Source organism: Myceligenerans halotolerans, assembly GCF_054782975.1.
In genome coordinates, this window is sequence record NZ_BAAGRL010000045.1 from 111,302 (window position 1) to 129,500 (window position 18,199).

Annotated in this window: 15 protein-coding genes and 2 tRNA genes; 9 read left to right on the forward strand and 8 right to left on the reverse strand. The window is 69.9% G+C overall.

Features of this window, described 5'->3' with window-relative positions; all coding sequences use genetic code 11:
• Positions 1 to 63: 63 nt before the first annotated feature.
• The 4 genes from ACYVK5_RS22235 (at position 64) to ACYVK5_RS22250 (ending at position 4,603) form a co-directional block, all read left to right on the forward strand.
• Positions 64 to 942 (forward strand): carbohydrate ABC transporter permease, encoded by an 879-nt coding sequence (locus ACYVK5_RS22235; RefSeq protein ID WP_460708161.1) that lies wholly within the window; start codon positions 64 to 66, stop codon positions 940 to 942.
• On the forward strand, positions 939 to 1,844 hold the full coding sequence (locus ACYVK5_RS22240) for a carbohydrate ABC transporter permease (protein WP_460708162.1): 906 nt from the start codon (positions 939 to 941) through the stop codon (positions 1,842 to 1,844). The genes ACYVK5_RS22235 and ACYVK5_RS22240 overlap by 4 nt, the downstream gene beginning before the upstream one ends.
• Before the next feature lie 97 nt (positions 1,845 to 1,941).
• A complete protein-coding gene (locus tag ACYVK5_RS22245; protein ID WP_460708163.1) occupies positions 1,942 to 2,991 on the forward strand; it encodes a LacI family DNA-binding transcriptional regulator in 1,050 nt (349 codons plus the stop codon).
• Positions 2,992 to 3,052: 61 nt separating this feature from the next.
• The gene (locus ACYVK5_RS22250; protein WP_460708164.1) at positions 3,053 to 4,603 is read left to right on the forward strand and encodes a glycoside hydrolase family 32 protein; all 1,551 of its coding nucleotides are present in this window, start codon (positions 3,053 to 3,055) and stop codon (positions 4,601 to 4,603) included.
• Positions 4,604 to 4,651: 48 nt separating this feature from the next.
• Here ACYVK5_RS22250 and ACYVK5_RS22255 read toward each other — a convergent pair whose 3' ends face one another.
• From ACYVK5_RS22255 to ACYVK5_RS22280, 6 genes are read right to left on the reverse strand one after another with little or no spacing between them, the layout of a single operon-like run.
• Positions 4,652 to 7,216 (reverse strand): glycoside hydrolase family 66 protein, encoded by a 2,565-nt coding sequence (locus ACYVK5_RS22255; RefSeq protein WP_460708165.1) that lies wholly within the window; start codon positions 7,214 to 7,216, stop codon positions 4,652 to 4,654.
• A gap of 58 nt (positions 7,217 to 7,274) precedes the next feature.
• The gene (locus ACYVK5_RS22260; protein WP_460708166.1) at positions 7,275 to 9,035 is read right to left on the reverse strand and encodes a glycoside hydrolase family 13 protein; all 1,761 of its coding nucleotides are present in this window, start codon (positions 9,033 to 9,035) and stop codon (positions 7,275 to 7,277) included.
• Positions 9,022 to 10,617 (reverse strand): glycoside hydrolase family 66 protein, encoded by a 1,596-nt coding sequence (locus ACYVK5_RS22265; protein WP_460708167.1) that lies wholly within the window; start codon positions 10,615 to 10,617, stop codon positions 9,022 to 9,024. The genes ACYVK5_RS22260 and ACYVK5_RS22265 overlap by 14 nt, the downstream gene beginning before the upstream one ends.
• 2 nt (positions 10,618 to 10,619) lie before the next feature.
• Positions 10,620 to 11,456 carry a carbohydrate ABC transporter permease gene (locus ACYVK5_RS22270; RefSeq protein WP_460708168.1) on the reverse strand — a complete coding sequence of 279 codons (837 nt, stop codon included), beginning with the start codon at positions 11,454 to 11,456 and terminating at the stop codon, positions 10,620 to 10,622.
• Positions 11,453 to 12,406, reverse strand: coding sequence for a carbohydrate ABC transporter permease (locus ACYVK5_RS22275; protein ID WP_460708169.1), 954 nt, complete (start codon positions 12,404 to 12,406; stop codon positions 11,453 to 11,455). Before ACYVK5_RS22275 ends, ACYVK5_RS22270 begins: the two co-directional genes overlap by 4 nt.
• The gene (locus tag ACYVK5_RS22280) at positions 12,406 to 13,677 is read right to left on the reverse strand and encodes an extracellular solute-binding protein (RefSeq protein WP_460708170.1); all 1,272 of its coding nucleotides are present in this window, start codon (positions 13,675 to 13,677) and stop codon (positions 12,406 to 12,408) included. Before ACYVK5_RS22280 ends, ACYVK5_RS22275 begins: the two co-directional genes overlap by 1 nt.
• Positions 13,678 to 13,815: 138 nt before the next feature.
• Between ACYVK5_RS22280 and ACYVK5_RS22285 the strand changes: the two genes are divergently transcribed.
• From ACYVK5_RS22285 to ACYVK5_RS22295, 3 genes are all read left to right on the forward strand, one after another.
• The gene (locus tag ACYVK5_RS22285) at positions 13,816 to 15,009 is read left to right on the forward strand and encodes an ROK family protein (protein WP_460708171.1); all 1,194 of its coding nucleotides are present in this window, start codon (positions 13,816 to 13,818) and stop codon (positions 15,007 to 15,009) included.
• 452 nt (positions 15,010 to 15,461) lie between these two features.
• On the forward strand, positions 15,462 to 15,800 hold the full coding sequence (locus ACYVK5_RS22290; protein WP_460708172.1) for an Imm51 family immunity protein: 339 nt from the start codon (positions 15,462 to 15,464) through the stop codon (positions 15,798 to 15,800).
• A gap of 265 nt (positions 15,801 to 16,065) precedes the next feature.
• Entirely contained in the window at positions 16,066 to 16,311 is a 246-nt protein-coding gene (locus ACYVK5_RS22295) for a hypothetical protein (protein ID WP_460708173.1), read from the forward strand.
• 72 nt (positions 16,312 to 16,383) lie between these two features.
• Here ACYVK5_RS22295 and ACYVK5_RS22300 read toward each other — a convergent pair whose 3' ends face one another.
• The gene (locus tag ACYVK5_RS22300) at positions 16,384 to 16,728 is read right to left on the reverse strand and encodes a DUF4143 domain-containing protein (protein WP_460708174.1); all 345 of its coding nucleotides are present in this window, start codon (positions 16,726 to 16,728) and stop codon (positions 16,384 to 16,386) included.
• A 125-nt stretch (positions 16,729 to 16,853) separates the two neighbouring features.
• On the opposite strand from ACYVK5_RS22300, the gene ACYVK5_RS22305 reads away from it, so the two are divergent.
• Positions 16,854 to 17,417 (forward strand): dihydrofolate reductase family protein, encoded by a 564-nt coding sequence (locus tag ACYVK5_RS22305; RefSeq protein ID WP_460708175.1) that lies wholly within the window; start codon positions 16,854 to 16,856, stop codon positions 17,415 to 17,417.
• Positions 17,418 to 17,620: 203 nt separating this feature from the next.
• On the opposite strand, the gene ACYVK5_RS22310 is transcribed toward ACYVK5_RS22305, so the two are convergent.
• Positions 17,621 to 17,694 (reverse strand) — tRNA-Pro (locus ACYVK5_RS22310).
• 235 nt (positions 17,695 to 17,929) lie between these two features.
• On the opposite strand from ACYVK5_RS22310, the gene ACYVK5_RS22315 reads away from it, so the two are divergent.
• Positions 17,930 to 18,003, forward strand: a tRNA-Gly gene (locus ACYVK5_RS22315).
• Positions 18,004 to 18,199: the final 196 nt, after the last annotated feature.

Sequence of the window (18,199 nt, forward strand, 5' to 3'; positions counted from 1 at the left end):
GGCACACGGAGGGCACGGGGCGCCGGTACGCGAAGCCCGGGCACACAACGGAGGGGCGCCACGATGCTGAGACACCGCAGCAGGATGTCGGTCCTGGTGTTCATCCTGCCGCCGCTGCTCGTGTACGGGGTGGCCGTGCTGCTGCCGATCGTGCAGTCGCTGGTCCTGAGCCTGTATGCGTGGGACGGCATCACCGAGATGCGGTTCGTGGGCCTGGACAACTACGCGAGGATGCTCGGCGGCGACGTGGTGTTCTGGCGTGCCTTCGCCAACACGCTCGGGTACCTGGCGATCTGCCTGGTCCTGCAACTCGGCGGGGCGCTCGTCGTCGCCAGCCTGATCCTCGCCCTGCCCCGCGGCCGGGAGGTGGCCAAGACCCTGTTCCTCCTGCCCGCGGTGATCTCCACCGTGGCGATCGCGTTCCTCTTCCAGCGCATCTACTCCTTCGACCCTCCGGGCCTGCTCAACCAGGCGCTCGGCCTGGTCGGCCTGGGCGGCCTGCAGACGGCGTGGCTGTCCGACGTGGACACCGTGCTCGCCGCGGTCTCCGCGCCCGAGGGGTGGCGCTTCACGGGCCTGTACATGCTCATCATCTACGCCGCCCTGGCCGCGGTGCCGAAGGAGCTGGAAGAGGCGGCCCGCCTCGACGGCGCCTCGTGGTGGCAGCTGTTCCACCGCATCCGCTTCCCCTACATCCGGCCCGTCTGGATCACCACGGTGGTCATGGCCACGACGTACGCGCTGCGCGGGTTCGACATCCCGTACCTGCTCACCAACGGTGGTCCGGGCCAGTCGTCGGAGCTGCTCACCACCTACATGTACAAGACGGCCTTCACGTCGACGAACTTCGGCTATGCGAGCACCGTCTCGGTGTTCATCGTGATCGAGTGCCTCGTCGCCGTCGGGCTGATCACCCTGCTCCTGCGCAGGAGGGACACATGACCGCCATCCTGCAGCGCCCCGGCCGCCGGAACGCCACCCGGCCGCCGTCCGTGCCGGCGGCGGAACGCCGACGGCGCCTCGACGTCCACCGGACACTGACCGTCGTGGTGGTCACGCTCATCATCGCGGTGCAGGTCTACCCCCTCGTGTGGCTGTTCCTCACGGCCCTGCGCACGCCGGCGGACTTCGCCTCGGGCAACCTCTTCGCGCTGCCGGGCGAGATCACCGCCGACAACTTCGTCCGGGCGCTGGGCACCGGAAACCTGGGCCTGAACATCCTGAACAGCTTCGTCGTCACTATGGGAGCCAACGTCCTCATCGTGCTGCTGGGCACGATGGCCGCCTATGCCCTGACGGTGCTGGGCTTCCGGTTCTCGGGAGTGGTCCGGGCCGTCTTCCTGCTCGGGATCATCGTGCCGGTGCAGATCGCGCTGGTGCCGCTGTTCATCGACTACTCGTACGTCGGGCTGCTGGACACGTACGCCTCGATGATCATCCCGCTCGCCGGCTTCGCGCTGCCGATGTCGGTGTACCTCTTCTCCTCGTTCTACAGCTACATCCCGGACGAGCTGTACGAGGCCGCGATGCTGGACGGAGCGGGGCCGTATCGCATCTTCACGCAGATCACGTTCCCGATGTCGCTGAACACCATCGTCACGGTGGTGATGGTCAACGCGATCTTCATCTGGAACGACTTCATCTTCGCCAACACCTTCGTCCTGTCCGACGGGCTGCGGACGATCCCCCTCGGCCTGCAGAACTACATCGGCGCGATGGGCAACGTCGACTGGACGGCGACGTTCGCCGCGGTGTGCGTCACGATCACCCCGCTGCTCCTGGTGTTCCTCGTGCTGAACAAGGCGATGATCCAGGGCCTGGAGAGCGGGGCGACGAAGGGATGACGGCGACGACGAGGGCGACGTCGAGGACGACCACCCGGCGGACGACACGTCGGCCGCCGGGTCGATCCGCAGGCGCGGGGCCAGGGAGGATGCTGCGATGACGAACACGACACCGCGCCCACGACGACGGGGCGCCCGCGTCACCCTGCGAGAGGTCGCGGAGGCGGCCGGCGTGTCGACCGCGACGGTCTCCCACGTGCTCAACGAGACCACGGGGGCCCGCATCGGGCCGGACACCCGGCAGCGCGTGCGTGACGCGGCCGACCGGCTCGGCTACCGGCCCAACGCTGCCGCGAAGAACCTGGTGACCGGCACCACCCGGTTCATCGGGCTGGTGGCGGACGCCATCGCCACCACCCCGTTCGCCGGGCAGATCATCCACGGGGCGCAGGACGCCGCGTGGCGGCAGGGCTACACCCTCCTCGTGGCGAACACCGCGGGCAACGACGACGCCGAGCGCGACGCCATCGCCATGATGCTCGACCACCAGGTGCACGGCATCCTCTACTCCACCTGGTACCACCGCGCCGTGGAGCTGCCGGCGGCGCTCGGCGAGACCAACACCGTCCTCGTCAACTGCTACGCCCCGGGCAGCGACGTCCCGGCGGTGGTCCCGGACGAGGTCCAGGGCGGGCGGACGGCCACCCGGGCGCTGCTCGACGCCGGCCACCGCCGGATCGCGTTCGTCAACACCACCACCCCGTCACCGGCGCACGACGGACGGCTCCAGGGCTATACCGAGGCACTACGAGAGGCGGGCGTCGCCGTCGACCCCGCCCTGGTGTTCGACGCCCGCCCGGAACAGGAGGGCGGCTACGACGTCTTCCCCCGCCTCCTGGAGCAAGGAGCGACAGCCGTCTTCTGCCACAACGACCGCGTCGCGATGGGCCTGTACGACGCCGTCCGCGAGCGCGGCCTCACCGTCCCGGGCGACCTGTCCGTCATGGGCTTCGACAACCAGGAGATCATCGCGGCCCATCTGCGCCCTCCGCTGAGCACGGTGGGGCTGCCGCACGGTGAGCTCGGCGCGGCCGGCGTGCGACTGCTGCTCGGGCAGCAGGAGACCCCACCCGGCGGGCGGCTCGAGGTGGCGTGCCCGGAGGTGATGCGCGAGTCGGTGCGGAACGTCGCACCGGCAGGGGCGTGACCGCGCTCCGCCCGAACGACCGACGTACCTGGACCGAACCAGATCGACAAAGGAGTCAGACATGGTTGAGATCACCCGACGCGGCCTCCTGCAGGGGGCCGGCACCGGCGCACTCGCGCTGATGGCCGGTACCGCCCTGCCCCTGCCGCCCGCCCGCGCGCAGGAGTCGCTGCGCGCCGTCTACCACATGACCCCGCCGGCCGGATGGCTGTGCGACCCTCAGCGTCCCGTGCTGCACGGCGGTGCCTATCACCTGTACTACCTGCACTCGGAGGAGAACAACGGCCAGGGCGGCTGGGACCACGCGACGACCACCGACTGCGTGTCCTTCACCCATCACGGGACGGTGCTCCCGCTGCAGCCGGACTTCCCGGTGTGGTCGGGGTCGGCCGTCGTCGACGAGGCGAACACGGCAGGCTACGGCGCGGGGGCCGTCGTCGTCCTCGCGACGCAGCCCACCGACGGCGTCCGCCGGTACCAGGAGCAGTACCTCTACTGGTCCACCGACGGCGGGTACACCTTCACGCCGCTGCCCGATCCCGTCATCGTCAACCCCGACGGCCGGACGGCCACCACGGACGAGGAGATCGCCAACGCCGAATGGTTCCGCGACCCCAAGATCCACTGGGACGCCGTCCGCGGCGAATGGGTCTGCGTGATCGGGCGCCTCCGGTACGCGTCCTTCTACACCTCGCCGAACCTGCACGACTGGACGTTCCGGAGCAACTTCGACTACCCGAACCACGACCTGGGCGGCATCGAGTGCCCGGACCTGTTCGAGATCGTGGCCGACGACGGGACCCGGCACTGGGTTCTCGGCGCGAGCATGGACGCCTACACCCTGGGGCTGCCCATGACGTACGCGTACTGGATCGGCGGCTGGGACGGTCAGCAGTTCCTCACCGCGAACCTCGAACCGCAGTGGCTGGACTGGGGGTGGGACTGGTACGGCGCCGTCACGTGGCCGGTGGCCGGGGATCCCGAGCACCGCAGGTACGCCGTCGGCTGGATGAACAACTGGAAGTACGCCGCGCGGGACGTGCCCACGGACGACACGGACGGGTACAACGGGCAGAACTCGATCGTGCGGGAGGTGCGGCTCGAACGACAGCCCGGCGGCTGGTACTCCCTGCTGAGCTCGCCCGTGGACGCCCTGTCGCAGTACGTCACCGCGACGACCTCGCTCCCGGACCAGACGGTCGACTCCGGCGTCACCCTGCCGTGGACCGGCCGGGCGTACGAGCTGGAGGTCGACGTCTCCTGGGACGACGCGGTCAACGTCGGCGTGTCCGTCGGCCGGTCCGCCGACGGCACCCGCCACACGAACATCGGCAAGTTCGGCGACCGGATCTACGTCGACCGGGGTCCCTCCGACCAGGCGGACTTCTCCCTCGACCCCTACCTGCAGGCGGAGGCCCCGATCGACCCCGCCGCGCGCGACGTGCACCTGCGGATCTTCGTCGACACCCAGAGCGTCGAGGTGTACGTCAACGCCGGCCACACGGTGCTCTCCCAGCAGGTCCACTTCGCCGACGGCGACACCGGCATCTCCCTGTACGCCGACGGCGGCCCGGCTCGGTTCACCGGCATCACCATCCGAGAGCTCGGCTGAGCGCCGAACGGTGAGGTGCCTCGCGGGCACCCCACCGCTCGGCGCGGATCAGCGCGGCAGCGTCCACTTCTGGCTCGGGCCGGAGTGGCAGTCCCACAGGTGGGCGCGGGTGCCGTTCGCCGTGCCCTCGCCGACGACGTCCAGGCAGCGGCCGCTGGCGGGGTTGCGGTACTGCGACCGGGCGGTGCGGGTCCAGGTCTGGCTCGGCACGCCCACGCAGTCCCAGAGGTGAGCGACGGTGCCGTTCGCGGTCCCGCCCTCGTCGAGGTCGAGACACTTGCCCAGCGCGACGAGCTTGTCGCCGTCGTACGTCCAGTCCTGGGCGGGGACGCTCGCGCAGTCCCAGACCTGCACGGGAGTGCCGTTGGCGGAGTCGCCGCCCGCGACGTCGAGGCACGTACTGGCCTTCGTGACGACGTTGCCGTTGCCCGCGGTCGACTCGCCGAGGTACACGAAGTCCCAGTTCTTCAGCTCCGGGACCGTGAAGGTGATGTAGTCACCACCGGCATCGCTGCCGGTGGTGACCGGCAGCTCGGCCGAGCGGCCGCCGTCCCGGTCCGGGCTCGCGACCCGCACCGTACCGGGTGCGGGCGTTCCGTCGAGGTAGTACCTGACCGGGAGATCCGTGAGCGTGGGCGGGTCGGCGGCGGCGTTCCGCCAGCTTCCGTCGTTGCCCCGGAGGTTGATCAGGTGGATGACGTCCATGCCGTCGTTGCGCATGACGTTGGTCCAGACGGTGTCGGCCGCACCGTCGTTGCTGGTGGGCTGGCCGGCGATCTCGACGGCGTTCGTGAGGCCGTGCAGGGTCGGGCCGTAGAAGAGGTTCTCGTACCCGGTGACGACGTCGTAGTAGGTCTCCATCCACTCCTGGAGCCCGAGGCTCATCTGCTTGGTCTCGTCGAGGAAGTAGGGCGCGACCAGCATCTGGTCGTCCTGGCCCAGCTCGATGTGGCCGGTGCCGTTCGCGGCGAAGGCGGCGTTGGCGAGCTGGACCGACGGGGTGTCGAAGGTGCCGAGGGTGATGCTGTCGAGATTGATGTATCCGGAGTCGTCCGCCTCGACCGCGATGCGGACGGTGTGCGTTCCGGCGGTGAGGTAGGCGCTCGTCCCGCCCTCGGTGTTCCAGGTGTCCCAGTCGGCGGTCGGCTGCAGCTTGATCCTCCCGACGGACTGGTCGTCCACGAACACGGTCCGGGTCGCGGTCGCCGGCGTCCCGTTCGCCCACCGGGGGACGATGCCGTAGCGGCGGCTCTCCGGCACCGTGACCGTGACGGTGACCGAGTCGCCGACGACGCCGAACTCGTCGACGAACCCGCTGCCGGTGTATCCGGAGTGGTCGGTGTCGACGGCGACGCCCCCGGCGAGTGCCCCGTCCTCGGCCTCGTAGCGGTCACCGACATTGCTGCGGTAGTTGAGGTAGGCGGCGACGACGGCTCCCTTGCCGCCGGAGGCCGCGCGCTGTGCCGCGAGGTAGTCCTGCACCTGGGCGTAGGTCTCGTGGTTCTCCCAGAGCTCGCTGTACAGGTAGTCGCTCTCGGAGCCCGCGAGTGCCGCGCCCCCGAAGCCGTCCACGGCGTTGAACCCGGCGTCCTTGCCGGTCGCGGCCCGGGTCTCGGTGACGAGGTCGGCGAAGCTCCCCGGCAGGTCCACCGGGTTTCCCGAGATGTCGTCCATCCCGCCGTCCGGTGCCCCGCCCCAGTTCCCGAGCTGGTCGAGATGCGTTCCGTCGAATCCGAAGGTGCTGACCTGGTCGGTGTACTGCTGCGTGATGTGCGACGCCCAGCCGGGGTCCGCCGGGTTCATGATCCAGAGGGTCGTGTCGGGCTCGTTCGGCAGCATCTGGAACTTCCAGTCGCTGCCGTCCGACCGGTACTGCAGGCGCCAGCCGGCGTTCACACCGTGGGTCTCGAACCCTTCGAGCGCGGCATAGCTCATCGAGTAGGGGAGCGCGGCGGCGTTGACCCCGTGCACGGCGTCGATGAACCCCGAGACCGTGGCGGGTGCGATGACGTCGCCGTTCCACGCGGTCCAGGTGTCGACCAGGTCACCGTTCGCGTCGCGCTCGATCGGCTTCTCGTGACGCCACATCCAGTCGTAGAACTGCAGGGAGTTGAGGTGGTACTTCCGGGTGAGGTCTCCGACGACCTCCTCCTGCTCGGCAGCGGTCATGTCGGCCGGGTAGCGGTCCAGGAAGCCCGGTCGCGGGAAGCGCGTCCAGGTGCTGGAGACGTCGACGGCGGTCTGTGCGCGGCTGCCGCCGGCGTCGACGTGGACGAGGTAGCCCGTGAAGTCGTCGGCGGGCGGCGTCACGTTCCAGGTGACCTCGCCGTCGCCGGTGGCCTCGACGGTCGCGCTGTCGACGACCGTTCCGAGGTGGACGAGCGAGAACTCGACGGGCCCGCTCCCGGTGACCTCGGCGGAGATCTCCACCTGCTCGCCCGGTGCGTACCTGGCCTTGTCGGTCCAGGCGTCGCCGACCTCCGCGGCGGCCGCGGGCGGCGCGGGGACCATGGCGCCCGCCGCCGCGAGCGCGGCGATCGCGCACATGCCGAGCCGGCGCAGGAACCGGGGCCGGCGGACGGACGGGGGATGCGGGGTTGCGTGATGTGGCATGGCTTTCTCCTTCTGACGTCGTTGTCATGCCGGCTGCCCAGGCCGGAGAGAGGGGCGTCTAGCGTGCGAAGACCCTCGCTTCCCACGGCGCGAGCGGTTCGCCCGGTGCGCCGTCGTCGGCGAGATTGGTGAGGACGGCCTCCGCGCCGCCCCACCGCGCGGCGACCGGTCCCGGTAGGGCCGGCCGCCGCGTGTCGGACGAGAGGTTGGCGACGACCAGGAGGCGCTCGTCGCCGAGGGTGCGCTCGAAGGCGAAGATGCCGGGGTCGCCCGCGTCGATCCGCGTGAAGTCGCCGTCGGCGACGACGGCGTTCCGGTGCCGGAGCCCGATCAGGGCGCGGTAGTGCTCGAACACCGAGCCGGGCGCGTCGTACTGTGCCGCGGCGTTGATCCGGAGGTGGTTGGGGTTGACCGCGATCCACGGCTCGCCCTCGGTGAAGCCGCCGTGCGCCGAGGAGTCCCACTGCACCGGGGTGCGCGCGTGGTCGCGGCTCATCCGCCGTAGTGCGCGGAGTACGTCGTCGGGGCTGTGTCCGGCGGCCGTCGCGGCCGCGTGGTGATTCAGGGACTCGACGTCTCGGTACTCGTCGATCCTGGTGAAGGGTGCGTTCGTCATCCCGAGTTCCTCGCCCTGGTAGATGTAGGGCGTCCCGCGCTGCAGGTGGAGGACCGTCGCCAGGGCCGTGGCGGACTCGCGCCACCAGGTTGTCTCGTCGCCGAACCGGCTGACCGGTCGCGGCTGGTCGTGATTGGAGAGGTACAGGCTGTTCCAGCCGACGTCGGCGAGGGCGACCTGCCACGCCGTCAGGGATGCGGCGAGCTCGCCGGGGTCGAGCGGCCGGGGATCGAACTTCCCGTTGCCGTGGTCGAGGTCGACGTGCTCGAACTGGAAGACCATGTCGACCTCGCGGCGGGCGGGATCGGTGAGGAGCCGTGCCTCCTGCTCGGTCACGCCCGGGGTCTCGCCGACGGTGAGGAGCGCGCCCCGGCCGTCGAACACCTCGCGGCGCATCTCCTGCAGATACTCGTGCAGCCGGGGGCCGGCGGAGACGTGCGGGAACCCGTCGCCGTAGGCGCGCCCTGGCGCGACCGCGCCGTCGGGCAGGGCCGGGTCCTTCGAGATCAGGTTGATGACGTCCATCCGGAAGCCGTCGACACCGCGGTCGAGCCACCAGCGCATCATCGCGTGGACGGCCTGCCGCACCTCGGGGTTCTCCCAGTTCAGGTCGGGCTGCCTGCGGTCGAACAGGTGCAGGTGGTATTCGCCCGTGCGCTCGTCGAGGGTCCATGCGGGGCCCGAGAAGAACGACTCCCAGTTGGTGGGCTCGCTGCCCGGCCGGCCCGGCTCGTGGCCGGGGCGCGGGGGGCGCCACCAGTACCAGTCGCGCTTGGGGCTGTCGACGCTCGACCGGGACTCGATGAACCACGGATGCTGGTCGGAGGTGTGGTTGACCACGAGGTCCATGACGAGTCGCATCCCGCGGTCGTGCACGGCGGCGAGCAGGGCGTCGAACTCCTCGAGCGTGCCGAACTGCGGGTCGATGTCCTGGTAGTCGCTGATGTCGTACCCGTTGTCGGCGTGCGGCGACCGGTAGACCGGGGACAGCCAGATCACGTCGACGCCGAGCCGTTCGAGGTGGTCGAGCCGCTGCCGGATGCCGCGCAGGTCGCCGACGCCGTCGCCGTCGGAGTCCTGGAAGCTGCGCGGGTAGACCTGGTAGACGACGGCCCGCTTCCACCAGCCGGCGTCGTCGGCTCCGGCCGGCCCGGCCGCGAGGAGAGTGGACGACGCCGCGGACGACGGCTCAGAGAACGACATTGATGACCTGCCAGATGGTGAGTGGGGGAAGGGTGGCGACCGCGTGGTCCCCGTCGAGGCGGACGTCGAGGTCGAGCAGACGGGCGCTGCCGTCCGGGTCGGCGACGCGCACGCGGGGCGTGCGGCCGCGCACGTATCGGAAGCGCAACTGCCCTTCGCCCACGACGCCGGGCGCTTCGCGCGGTGCGTCCCACAGCGTGTCGGGCTGCCCGGCGAGGTTGATCAGGTGGACGACGAGACCCTCGGGCGTCCGGGTGACCCGCCGCCAGACCGCGCCGGCCTCGGCGTTCCCGGTGACGCCGACCCGGGTGAACCGCACGTCGAGATCGTCGTTGTAGTCGCCCGTGTACGAGGCGGTCACCTCGACGATGTCCGGGTCGAGCAGCAGGGCGTCGTGCTCGACGAGGAAGTCGTACCAGCGGGCGAGAACGTCGAGAGTTCCGGCCTCGGCCTCGTGGTTGCGCACGTAGTAGGGGTCGACGAGCAGGTTGCCGTGCTCTCCGGCCAGCAGTTGCGTGGCGCCGTGCGAGAAGAGCGTGGCCATCGTGAGCCGGGTCGCCCGGTCGGCGGCCTCGGCCGGCGCCTGGTCGTACACGTGCTGGTAGGCCGCCAGCACGACCGGCTTGTCGCCCGACGCCGCCCGGGCCCGCTTCACCACGTCGGCGAGCGCCCCGAGCGTCAGCACGGGCTCCCACGGTTCGATGTAGACCGCGTCCTGGGGTGCGGAGGCAGTGTCCCACGTCGGGAAGTCGTTGACGTTGTTGAAGATGAGCCGGCTTTCGGGCAGGCGGTCGTGGACCGCCTTGATCAGGCGGACGAACGACCCGGCCATGTCCACGGGCGTGCCGTCCGGCAGGGCGGCGTGCTTCGGATAGCCGTACTGATCGAGGTGGAACCCGTCGAACCCGACCTGTTCCACCGACTTCGCCAGGTCCTCGCGGAAGTGTTCCAGCCACGCGGGAGCCGCCGGATCGAGGAGGTAGAGGAAGTCGCCGAGCGCGTACGGTTCTCCCGTCGGGCGCAGCAGCGCGTGCTGCCGCCACTCCGGCCATTCCTCGGGGCCGACGGCGTAGACCGCGGCGTACCCGAACGAGGCGGTGCCGGCGTCCCGCAACGCCTCGACCAGGCGGCGGACGGTGTCGAGCGTGACCGGCTGCCCGAGGGCGTCGTCGTAGGCCTCGCCGCCGCCGAGCAGGTCGGCGTGGCGGTAGGCCCAGTCGTAGAACTGGATGCCGGTCAGGTGCAGGCGGCGCGCCAGCTCGGCGACGGCGCGCACGTCCTTGGCCGGCCGGTAGCTCGCGACGAATCCGTAGCGCAGGGCGGACCACTCCTCCCGGGCGACCTCCGCCGCGGTCCGCACGAGACCTGTCGCGGACTCCAGCTCGAGGCCGTAGCCGCCTGGCGGGAGCGGCGGGAGCGTCTGGACGGCCCCGGCGCCGAGTGGCTGGCTGTGGACCGGTTCTCCGAGGCGCCAGACGGTGAGGGTGCCTTCGGCGGGCAGGTTGGTGCCGCGGAGCTCGACGGCGACGTGGTCTCCCGGACGGAAGACCGAGCGGGTGGGAAGCATGGTGAACGGAGGCAATTTCATCCTTTGACCGCCCCGGAGGTGAGGCCTTGTACGAAGTGGCGCTGGAAGACGAGGTAGACGACGATCACGGGCGCGATCGCGATGACGGACGCCGCGAAGACGAGGCCCCACTGTGTGGCGTTCTGGCCCTGGTAGAGCTGGATCGCGATGGGCAGGGTGCGCAGGTCCGGGCTGTTGATGATGGTCAGCGCCCAGGCGAACTCGTCCCAGCTGGCGAGGAACGTGAAGATCGTGGCGGTCGCGAGGGCGGGCCTGGCCAGGGGGAGGGCGAGTCTCCAGTACCGGGTCCAGGCGTTCGCGCCGTCGACCTCCATGGCCTGGTCCAGCTCCCTGGGCAGGGCGGCGAAGAATCCGCGGAGCAGGAAGGTGTTGAGGGCGAGGGAACCGGCGACGTAGAAGACGACGAGCCCGGCGAGGGAGTCGAGCAGCCCGAAGTACTTCGCGAGCACGAACTGCGGGATGATCAGCATCATCGTGGGCACCATCAGCCCGACGAGCAGGACGCGGAAGATCCACTCCCGTCCGGGGAACTCGAACCGGGCGAACGAGTACGCCATCATCGAGCTGATGAGCACCGACAACGCCGTCGAGACGACGGCGACGAGTACCGAGTTCGTCGTGTAGCGGGCGAAGTCCTGGGTCGTCCATGCCTGCACGTAGTTGTCGAGGGTGAAGGGGTCCGGCACGAACTGCGGCGGGTTGGTCAGCACGTACGCCTGGGGTTTGAACGACGTCGAGACCATGTAGGCGAACGGCGTCACCATGACGAGCGCGCCGACGACGAGCACGACGAACCGCAGCGCGGTGAGCGCGGTGGGAGTCCTGGGGCTCATGCGTTTCCTGCCCCTCGATCGCGGAAGGCCCGGAGCTGGAGGGCGGAGACGACGAACACGAGGACCGTGAGGATCACGGCGAGCGCTGACCCGTAGCCGAAGTCGAACTCCGCGAACGCCTGCCGGTACATGTAGGTGAGCAGTACCTCCGTCTGTCCGCCGGGGCCTCCGGCGGTCATGAGCAGGACGGAGGTGAAGACATTGAAGCCGCCGATGACGAGCATGACGACGACGAAGATCATCGCCGCCCAGATGGCCGGCAGGGTGACCGCGCGGAACCGTTGCCACCAGTTGGCGCCGTCGACGAGCGCGGCGTCCTCGAGGGACTTCGGGACGCCCTGGAGCGCGGCGAGGAAGATCATCATGGACCAGCCGATCCCTTTCCAGATGCCGAGCGCGCAGATGGCGACCATCGCGGTCCAGCGCTCGGAGAGCCACGAGGTGTCGCCGTCGGTGAGGTGGAGAATGTCGCCGGCGGCGAAGTTGATCAGCCCTTCGTCGGCGAAGAGGTACTTGAACAGCAGCGAGACGACGACCCAGCTGGTGACGACCGGCAGGTAGTAGAGCACGCGGAACAGCGGCTGTGCCGGTGCCTTCGAGCGCAGGAGCATCGCCACGGCGAGGCCGAGCACGATCTGGGGCGGCACGGTCAGCAGCATGTAGATGCCGCTGTTGGCGAGGCTCAGCCAGAAGCGGTCGTCGCGGGCGGCGCGGACGTAGTTGTCGAGGCCGGTGAACTCGCTCGCGGCGCCCCGCAGGATGTTCCAGTCGTACAGGCTCATCTGGGCCGCCTGCACCATGGGGTACAGGATGAACAGCCCGAACAGGAGCGCGCCGGGGAGGAGGAACAGGTAGGGGGTGAGGCGCGGCCGTCTCCGGTGGCGCGACGGTGGCGCCCACCGGCGTGGGAGCGCCATCGTCGCTTCCGGGGTCTGCTGGAGCATCGCCATCACTGGTTCTCGGCGAGCAGCGCGTCGATCTGCTGGGCGGCCGAGCGGAGCGCGTCCTCGACGGAGGTCTCGCCCTCGAACGCGGGGACGAGTTCGGTGCCGAGGATCGTGTCGACCTCACCGGCTTGGGGGATGGGCAGGCGGGCGCGTGCGTTCTCCAGCTGGTCGGAGAAGACCTCGTAGAAGGGGGAGATCTTCGCCTGGGCGTCGGCGAGCTCGGGCTTGACGCTCATCTGACCGGCCTCCGCCATGCCGAGCTGGTACTCCTCGGACTGGGTGAACCGGAGGAACTCGTAGGCCGCGTCGGCGTGCGGGGTGCTCTCGGTGACCACGATGCTCTCGCCGCCGACCACACTGACCGATCCGCCGTCGCCGGCGGGGACGGGTGCGTAGCGCGGGTCGAAGTCGGGGTACTGGCCTGCCCAGATGTCGCGCATCCAGGGGCCGTCGAGGATGGTGGCGTACTCGCCCGACGGGAGACCGTCGCTGGTGGAGGTGGCGCCCGTGTTCCCGGTGATGAGGTTCGGGACGGCACCGGCCTGGTAGAGGTCGACGAGGAGCTGTACCCCGGAGACGCTCTCGGGGCTGTCCAGGTAGCCGCTCGCCGTGGTGACGTCCTCGTCCGTGATGTCGCCGCCGGCGGACCAGATCCACGGCATCACGTTCCACGCGCTCAGCCCGCTGTCCGCGAAGGCGGACACGCCGGTGCCCTCCAGCCCGTCCGCGAAGGTGCGCAGGTCGTCGAACGTCGACGGCGGTTCGGCGACTCCGGCGGCGTCGAGTGCCTGCTGGTCGGTGATCAGCACCCGGGTGTTCGTGTTGAGCGGCAGCCCGTAGTAGTGCCCGTCCCACGACGTCGTCGTGAGCGTGCCCGGGTACACGTCGTCGGCCAGCTCCTCGAAGCCGGGCATCTCGCCGTCGAGCTGCTTGAAGACGCCGAGCTCGGCGAACTGGGCCACCCAGCCGATGTCGGAACGGATCAGGTCGGGCAGCTCGCCGCCCGCCGCGCTCGTCGTGAGTTTCTGCTTGAGCCCGTCGTAGGGCATGTCGACGTACTCGACGTCGATGCCGGGGTTGGCCTCCTCGAAGGCCGGGAGCAGTTCGTCCTCGAGCATCTCCGTCTGGGCGCTGTTGCCCCCGTTGCCGTAGGTGCCCCAGAACGTCAGCTGTACGGGCTCGTCCGAGCCGGCGCCCGAGGTGCCGCAGCCGGTGAGGGCGAGGCTCCCGAACAGTGCGAGCGCGCCGGCTACCGCGAAGCGTGGTTGCGTCATTGCAAGTGTCTCCTAGGTGAGGGCGGCCACTGGTTGACCGCCGCTGTTATTTCACCACAGGAAAAAAGTCGGGGTCAACACCCCCTGTATGCTGGCGTCTCGGCTAGGGTTCGTTCGAGGATGAAGGAAAGGGTCGTTGTGGCTTGGCAACCGATGGACGGACTCGCGCAGGCTGTCGCGCTCGAGGTGCTCCTGCACGGGCCCCTCGGGCGGTCGGAACTCGCGAGGCGACTCGACCTCGCACCCGCGACACTGACGCGGATCAGCACCGAACTCCTCCGATCCGGTCTGCTCGTCGAGGCCCCGCGCGCGGCGCAACGTCGTACCGGCCGCCCGTCGACCCCGCTGGACGTCGTCCCGGAGACGCACCACTTCCTGGGCGTGAAGCTCAGCGGCGAGACGCTCATGTGCGCGGTCACGAACCTTCGCGCGGACGTCCTCGGCTACCGCGAGTCGCCCCTCGACTCCCGCGAGCCGGACGACGTCGTCCGCCAGATCGCCGCGCTCGTTCGCGACGCTCAGGACGAGCACGCCATCGACGCCGTCGGCATCGGCCTGGGAGGCGTCGTGACCGGCGACGGCACCGTCAGCAGCGCACCGTTCCTCGGGTGGGACGACGTTCCGCTCGCGGCGCTCGTGCAGGAAGCAGCGGCGCTACCCGCCTTCGCGGCGAACGACCTGGCGGCCTTCACCGAGGCGCAGCACTGGTTCGGCCTGGGCGCCGGGCACTCCAACTTCGCGGCACTGACGATCGGCGTCGGTGTCGGCTACGGCTGCGTCGCGAACGGGCGCCTGCTCGCGAACGACGACACCGGTGTGGGGCTCGTCGGCCACTGGCCGCTGGACCCCCTGGGGCCCCCGTGCACCTGGGGTCATCGCGGCTGCGCCGAAGCCATGCTCACCATCCCCGCCATCGAACGCGACGTGTCCACGGCGCTCGGCCGCCCCGTGTCGTGGGCCGGAGTCCTCGAGCTGGCGGAGGCCGGCGATCCCGCCGTCGGGCGGATCCTCACCGCTTCCGGCCGTGGCCTCGGGAGGCTCGTCGCCGCCGTGGCCAACCTCGCGGCGCCCGACCTCGTCATCCTCGGCGGCGAAGGCGTCCGCCTCGCGGAACTGACCCTCGACGCCGTGCGCGAGGGCATCGAGGAGCACCGGGACCCGCGCGCCTCGGCCGTACGCGTCGAACTCACCTCGGGAGAGAACGAGAGCTGGTGTCGCGGCGCCGCCGTCATCGCGATCCAGGGATTCATCCGCGCCAGGAGACCCGGCGCCGGGGACGGGCACCACTCCCGGCCGGGCGGGACTCCGCAGGTCGGCGCGGCTCCGTCGTAGACCCGATGCGCGACCCGTTCGGCCACGGGCTCGTCGTCGCGGCGCCGGCGATGTCAGTGGCCGGTGCTAGTGTCCTGCGTTTGAGATTCGTGGTGGAAGTTCGTTGCGGTTCGTCGCGAACCGCAATCGTGTGTCGGCCGGCGTCGGCGAACCGCAGCCTGCGTCCGCCGACCGCGGTCGAGCCGCAGGGACACGCCGACAATTCCCGGTGTTGTCGGCGTGTCGCTGCGGCTCGGCGACGGAAACCGTCCTCGAGCTGCAGTTCGGCCGACACCGGCGGACTCAGAGTGCGGTTCGGGTGGAGGGAATCGTTGCGCGGCTGCGGTTGGACCCGTGGGGTCGGCATGTTGTTGCGGTTCGCCGGAAGCAGCCCGGCGTGAGGTTGCGGTTCGCGACGAACCGCAATGGACTTCCACCACGAATCTCGGGCGCAGGACACTAGGTTCCGGCGTATGACGATGCTGAGGCTGATCGAGACCACCGCAGGGAAGTTCTCGCTGCTCCTGGGCGCGGGGACGACGCCGGTGGACGCGCTGGTCGAGGAACTGGGGCACGAGCCGAACGGGTACTTCTGGGAGGGCGTCGCGCGATGGCTGGTGTCCACCGAGGCACCCAGGCTCGACGGCGGGTTCGACTACGACCCGGAGGGCGACATGTTCTGTGCCCATGGCGCGGACCGGGCCGCGCTGGAGGCGCTGGGCGAACTGATGGAGAAGGTAGCCACGGACGGCGACCGGATGCGGAGCCTCGTGGCCGCCGCCGAGGCGGACGGGTTCGACTTCGACGACTGAGGCAGCGGCAGGCGCGGATCGTGCCTTTCAGCAGGACAATGTCGATGTCGTCGCTCCATCGGAGTACTGGTTGTACCTCGCCCCAGGATGGTGACACCCTTCTCTGGGATCACCGTCTCCGGGCGGTAGCTCGTGACCGCAATGGGGTCTCCGACCGCCCGCGGGATGTGTACGAGGTGGGGCTCGGGCACGATCGGATCGCCGGTTGAGTCGACTCAGGCGGTGGGCGTCGACGCGCCCTCGCCGCGGCGGGCATCCTGTACTCATGCCAAAGACTTTGCCCTCGGGCCCCACGGTGATCGACGACGACAGCGAGGTGCGCTTCGTCGCCGGGACCGACCAGTTCGCGATCCGTCTCAAGGACGGGCACCTCCACGTACGCGCTATCGACGCCAACGGCAGCGAGGCCCAGCTCGCCGTGATCCCGACGTCGCGCAGCACCCTCAACCTGCAGGTCGAGCACCCCATCGCACCCGGGCCGGTGGAGGTGGAAGGGCCGACGCTGCGCTGAGCGTCTCAATCTCCCGACGCTCTCACCCGGCTCGGAGCGGACGACGTCGACCAGTGAGCTGAGCGGACCGGATCATGGACCGAGCAGTGCCGCAGCGCGATCGCGTTCGATGATGAGATCGACCTCGTGGCGGCCGTCCTGTGTCCGCATGTCCGTCACGCGCGCATGGGCGGCCTGGGCGTAGGACTGGACCGACATGGCGACGAGGTGTTCGAACAAGGATCCCAGCAGTGAACCATCTCGCGGCAACTCAGACCTTGAGGACTGCCCGCGCAGGAGGCTGCGCTGATCTGCGCCCAAGAGCCGTGCGGCGATGCCCGGATCGGCCAGCAGGTGCTTCGGACCTCGCGCCAGCCGCGTGAAGTGATTCATTCCTGGGATCCACGCGTCGAGCGGGTCCAGGAGGAAGGCGCGCATCAGCACGGGCCTGGAAGCGGCCGGGCCGAGGCGACCGTTGTCACGACACCCGTCGCCCCGCGACGCTGCTCAAGGCCGCCGTGCTGGTCTGTGCACCGAATGCCGACTCGCGGGAGGATGAGGCCATGCGGAGACTGGCCTTTGGCATGAACGTGAGCCTGGACGGCTACATCGCCGCGCCGGGCGACGACATCGGCTGGAGCGTACCGAGCGACGAGTTGTTCCAGTGGTGGTCCGACCGGGTTGGTGCGACGGGCCTGGCGCTGTACGGGCGCAGACTGTGGGAGACGATGAGCTCCTACTGGCCGACCGCCGACCAGCAGCCTGGCGTCACACCGGCGGAGATCGAGTTCGCCCACCGCTGGCGGGACATGCCGAAGGTGGTGTTCTCCTCGACGACCAGCACGGTCGATGGGAACACCCGCCTGGTCACCGGCGACGCGGTCACGGAGATCACCCGGCTCAAGGCCGAGGACGGCGGCTCCATGGACATCGGCGGTGCCACACTTGCCGCGGCGGCCATGCGGGCCGGGCTGATCGACGAGTACGTGCTGGCCACCGTGCCGGTCTTGGTGGGTGGCGGCACGCCATTCTTCACGGCCCTGGACAACTGGATCACCCTGAACCTGGTGGAGACCCGGACGTTTCCCGATGGCGTGGTCCTGACCAGGTATGAGACCAGGCGCTGAGCTCCGCCGGCCATCCTGAGTCTCAACCGGTTCCGGGGTCTGGATGCCCGGCGATTGCCCGCCGGCGGTCCTCAGATCGGGGTCATGGTGCTGCCGCCTGGGACGGTCCGGATGAATCGCTATCCGTCCGCCGGAGAGCCCTCGGAGTTCAAGCCCTCAGACTCCAAAGGCCGCGGAAACCCTGAGTTTCCGCGGCCCATGAGTCGGGGCGACAGGATTCGAACCTGCGACCCTCGGCTCCCAAAGCCGATGCGCTACCAAGCTGCGCTACGCCCCGTGCGCCCGGCTGCGACCGGGCCAGAGCAAGTGTAGTGCCACTGGTCACGATGGCGAGGCCGTCGTGCCGTCTTCCCTCGTCGAGCGGGTGGGGGGTCCGACACGGTGACGGATTGCCTCCGGTCGAGGCGGCGCGAGGCGCTCCAGGTTTGCTATCGTGAGCGCGCGGTTCGACGGCGGACGGTGCGCTCGGAGGGGTTGCCCCAACCATGGCACATACCGTCGTCGGGACCCGCGCGGGCGTAGCTCAATGGTAGAGCCTCAGTCTTCCAAACTGATTACGCGGGTTCGATTCCCGTCGCCCGCTCCAAAGGGGCTCCGCCCCAGGCCAGATGCGAGTTTCTGACCTCGGGCGACCGTGGGCCACGCGCTGCTCACGGAGCTTCCGTCCCAGCCTTGGTCATGCGGTTTCTCGGCTCGCCGTGACCGGACCGGCTGCGGCGTTGCGGGAGCGTGCGCCGAGCGCCCCGGAGAGGACCACGGCGCGGCAGTCGGGCGGCACCGCT

What these genes read in the sequence shown, in the direction of transcription:
- ACYVK5_RS22235 (WP_460708161.1), top strand. Translation starts at nt 64, where the DNA reads ATGCTGAGACACCGCAGCAGGATGTCGGTCCTGGTGTTCATCCTGCCG.
- ACYVK5_RS22240 (WP_460708162.1), top strand. Translation starts at nt 939, where the DNA reads ATGACCGCCATCCTGCAGCGCCCCGGCCGCCGGAACGCCACCCGGCCG.
- ACYVK5_RS22245 (WP_460708163.1), top strand. Translation starts at nt 1,942, where the DNA reads ATGACGAACACGACACCGCGCCCACGACGACGGGGCGCCCGCGTCACC.
- ACYVK5_RS22250 (WP_460708164.1), top strand. Translation starts at nt 3,053, where the DNA reads ATGGTTGAGATCACCCGACGCGGCCTCCTGCAGGGGGCCGGCACCGGC.
- ACYVK5_RS22255 (WP_460708165.1), bottom strand. Translation starts at nt 7,216, where the DNA reads ATGCCACATCACGCAACCCCGCATCCCCCGTCCGTCCGCCGGCCCCGG.
- ACYVK5_RS22260 (WP_460708166.1), bottom strand. Translation starts at nt 9,035, where the DNA reads ATGTCGTTCTCTGAGCCGTCGTCCGCGGCGTCGTCCACTCTCCTCGCG.
- ACYVK5_RS22270 (WP_460708168.1), bottom strand. Translation starts at nt 11,456, where the DNA reads ATGAGCCCCAGGACTCCCACCGCGCTCACCGCGCTGCGGTTCGTCGTG.
- ACYVK5_RS22275 (WP_460708169.1), bottom strand. Translation starts at nt 12,406, where the DNA reads ATGGCGATGCTCCAGCAGACCCCGGAAGCGACGATGGCGCTCCCACGC.
- ACYVK5_RS22280 (WP_460708170.1), bottom strand. Translation starts at nt 13,677, where the DNA reads ATGACGCAACCACGCTTCGCGGTAGCCGGCGCGCTCGCACTGTTCGGG.
- ACYVK5_RS22290 (WP_460708172.1), top strand. Translation starts at nt 15,462, where the DNA reads ATGACGATGCTGAGGCTGATCGAGACCACCGCAGGGAAGTTCTCGCTG.
- ACYVK5_RS22295 (WP_460708173.1), top strand. Translation starts at nt 16,066, where the DNA reads ATGCCAAAGACTTTGCCCTCGGGCCCCACGGTGATCGACGACGACAGC.
- ACYVK5_RS22300 (WP_460708174.1), bottom strand. Translation starts at nt 16,728, where the DNA reads ATGCGCGCCTTCCTCCTGGACCCGCTCGACGCGTGGATCCCAGGAATG.
- ACYVK5_RS22305 (WP_460708175.1), top strand. Translation starts at nt 16,854, where the DNA reads ATGCGGAGACTGGCCTTTGGCATGAACGTGAGCCTGGACGGCTACATC.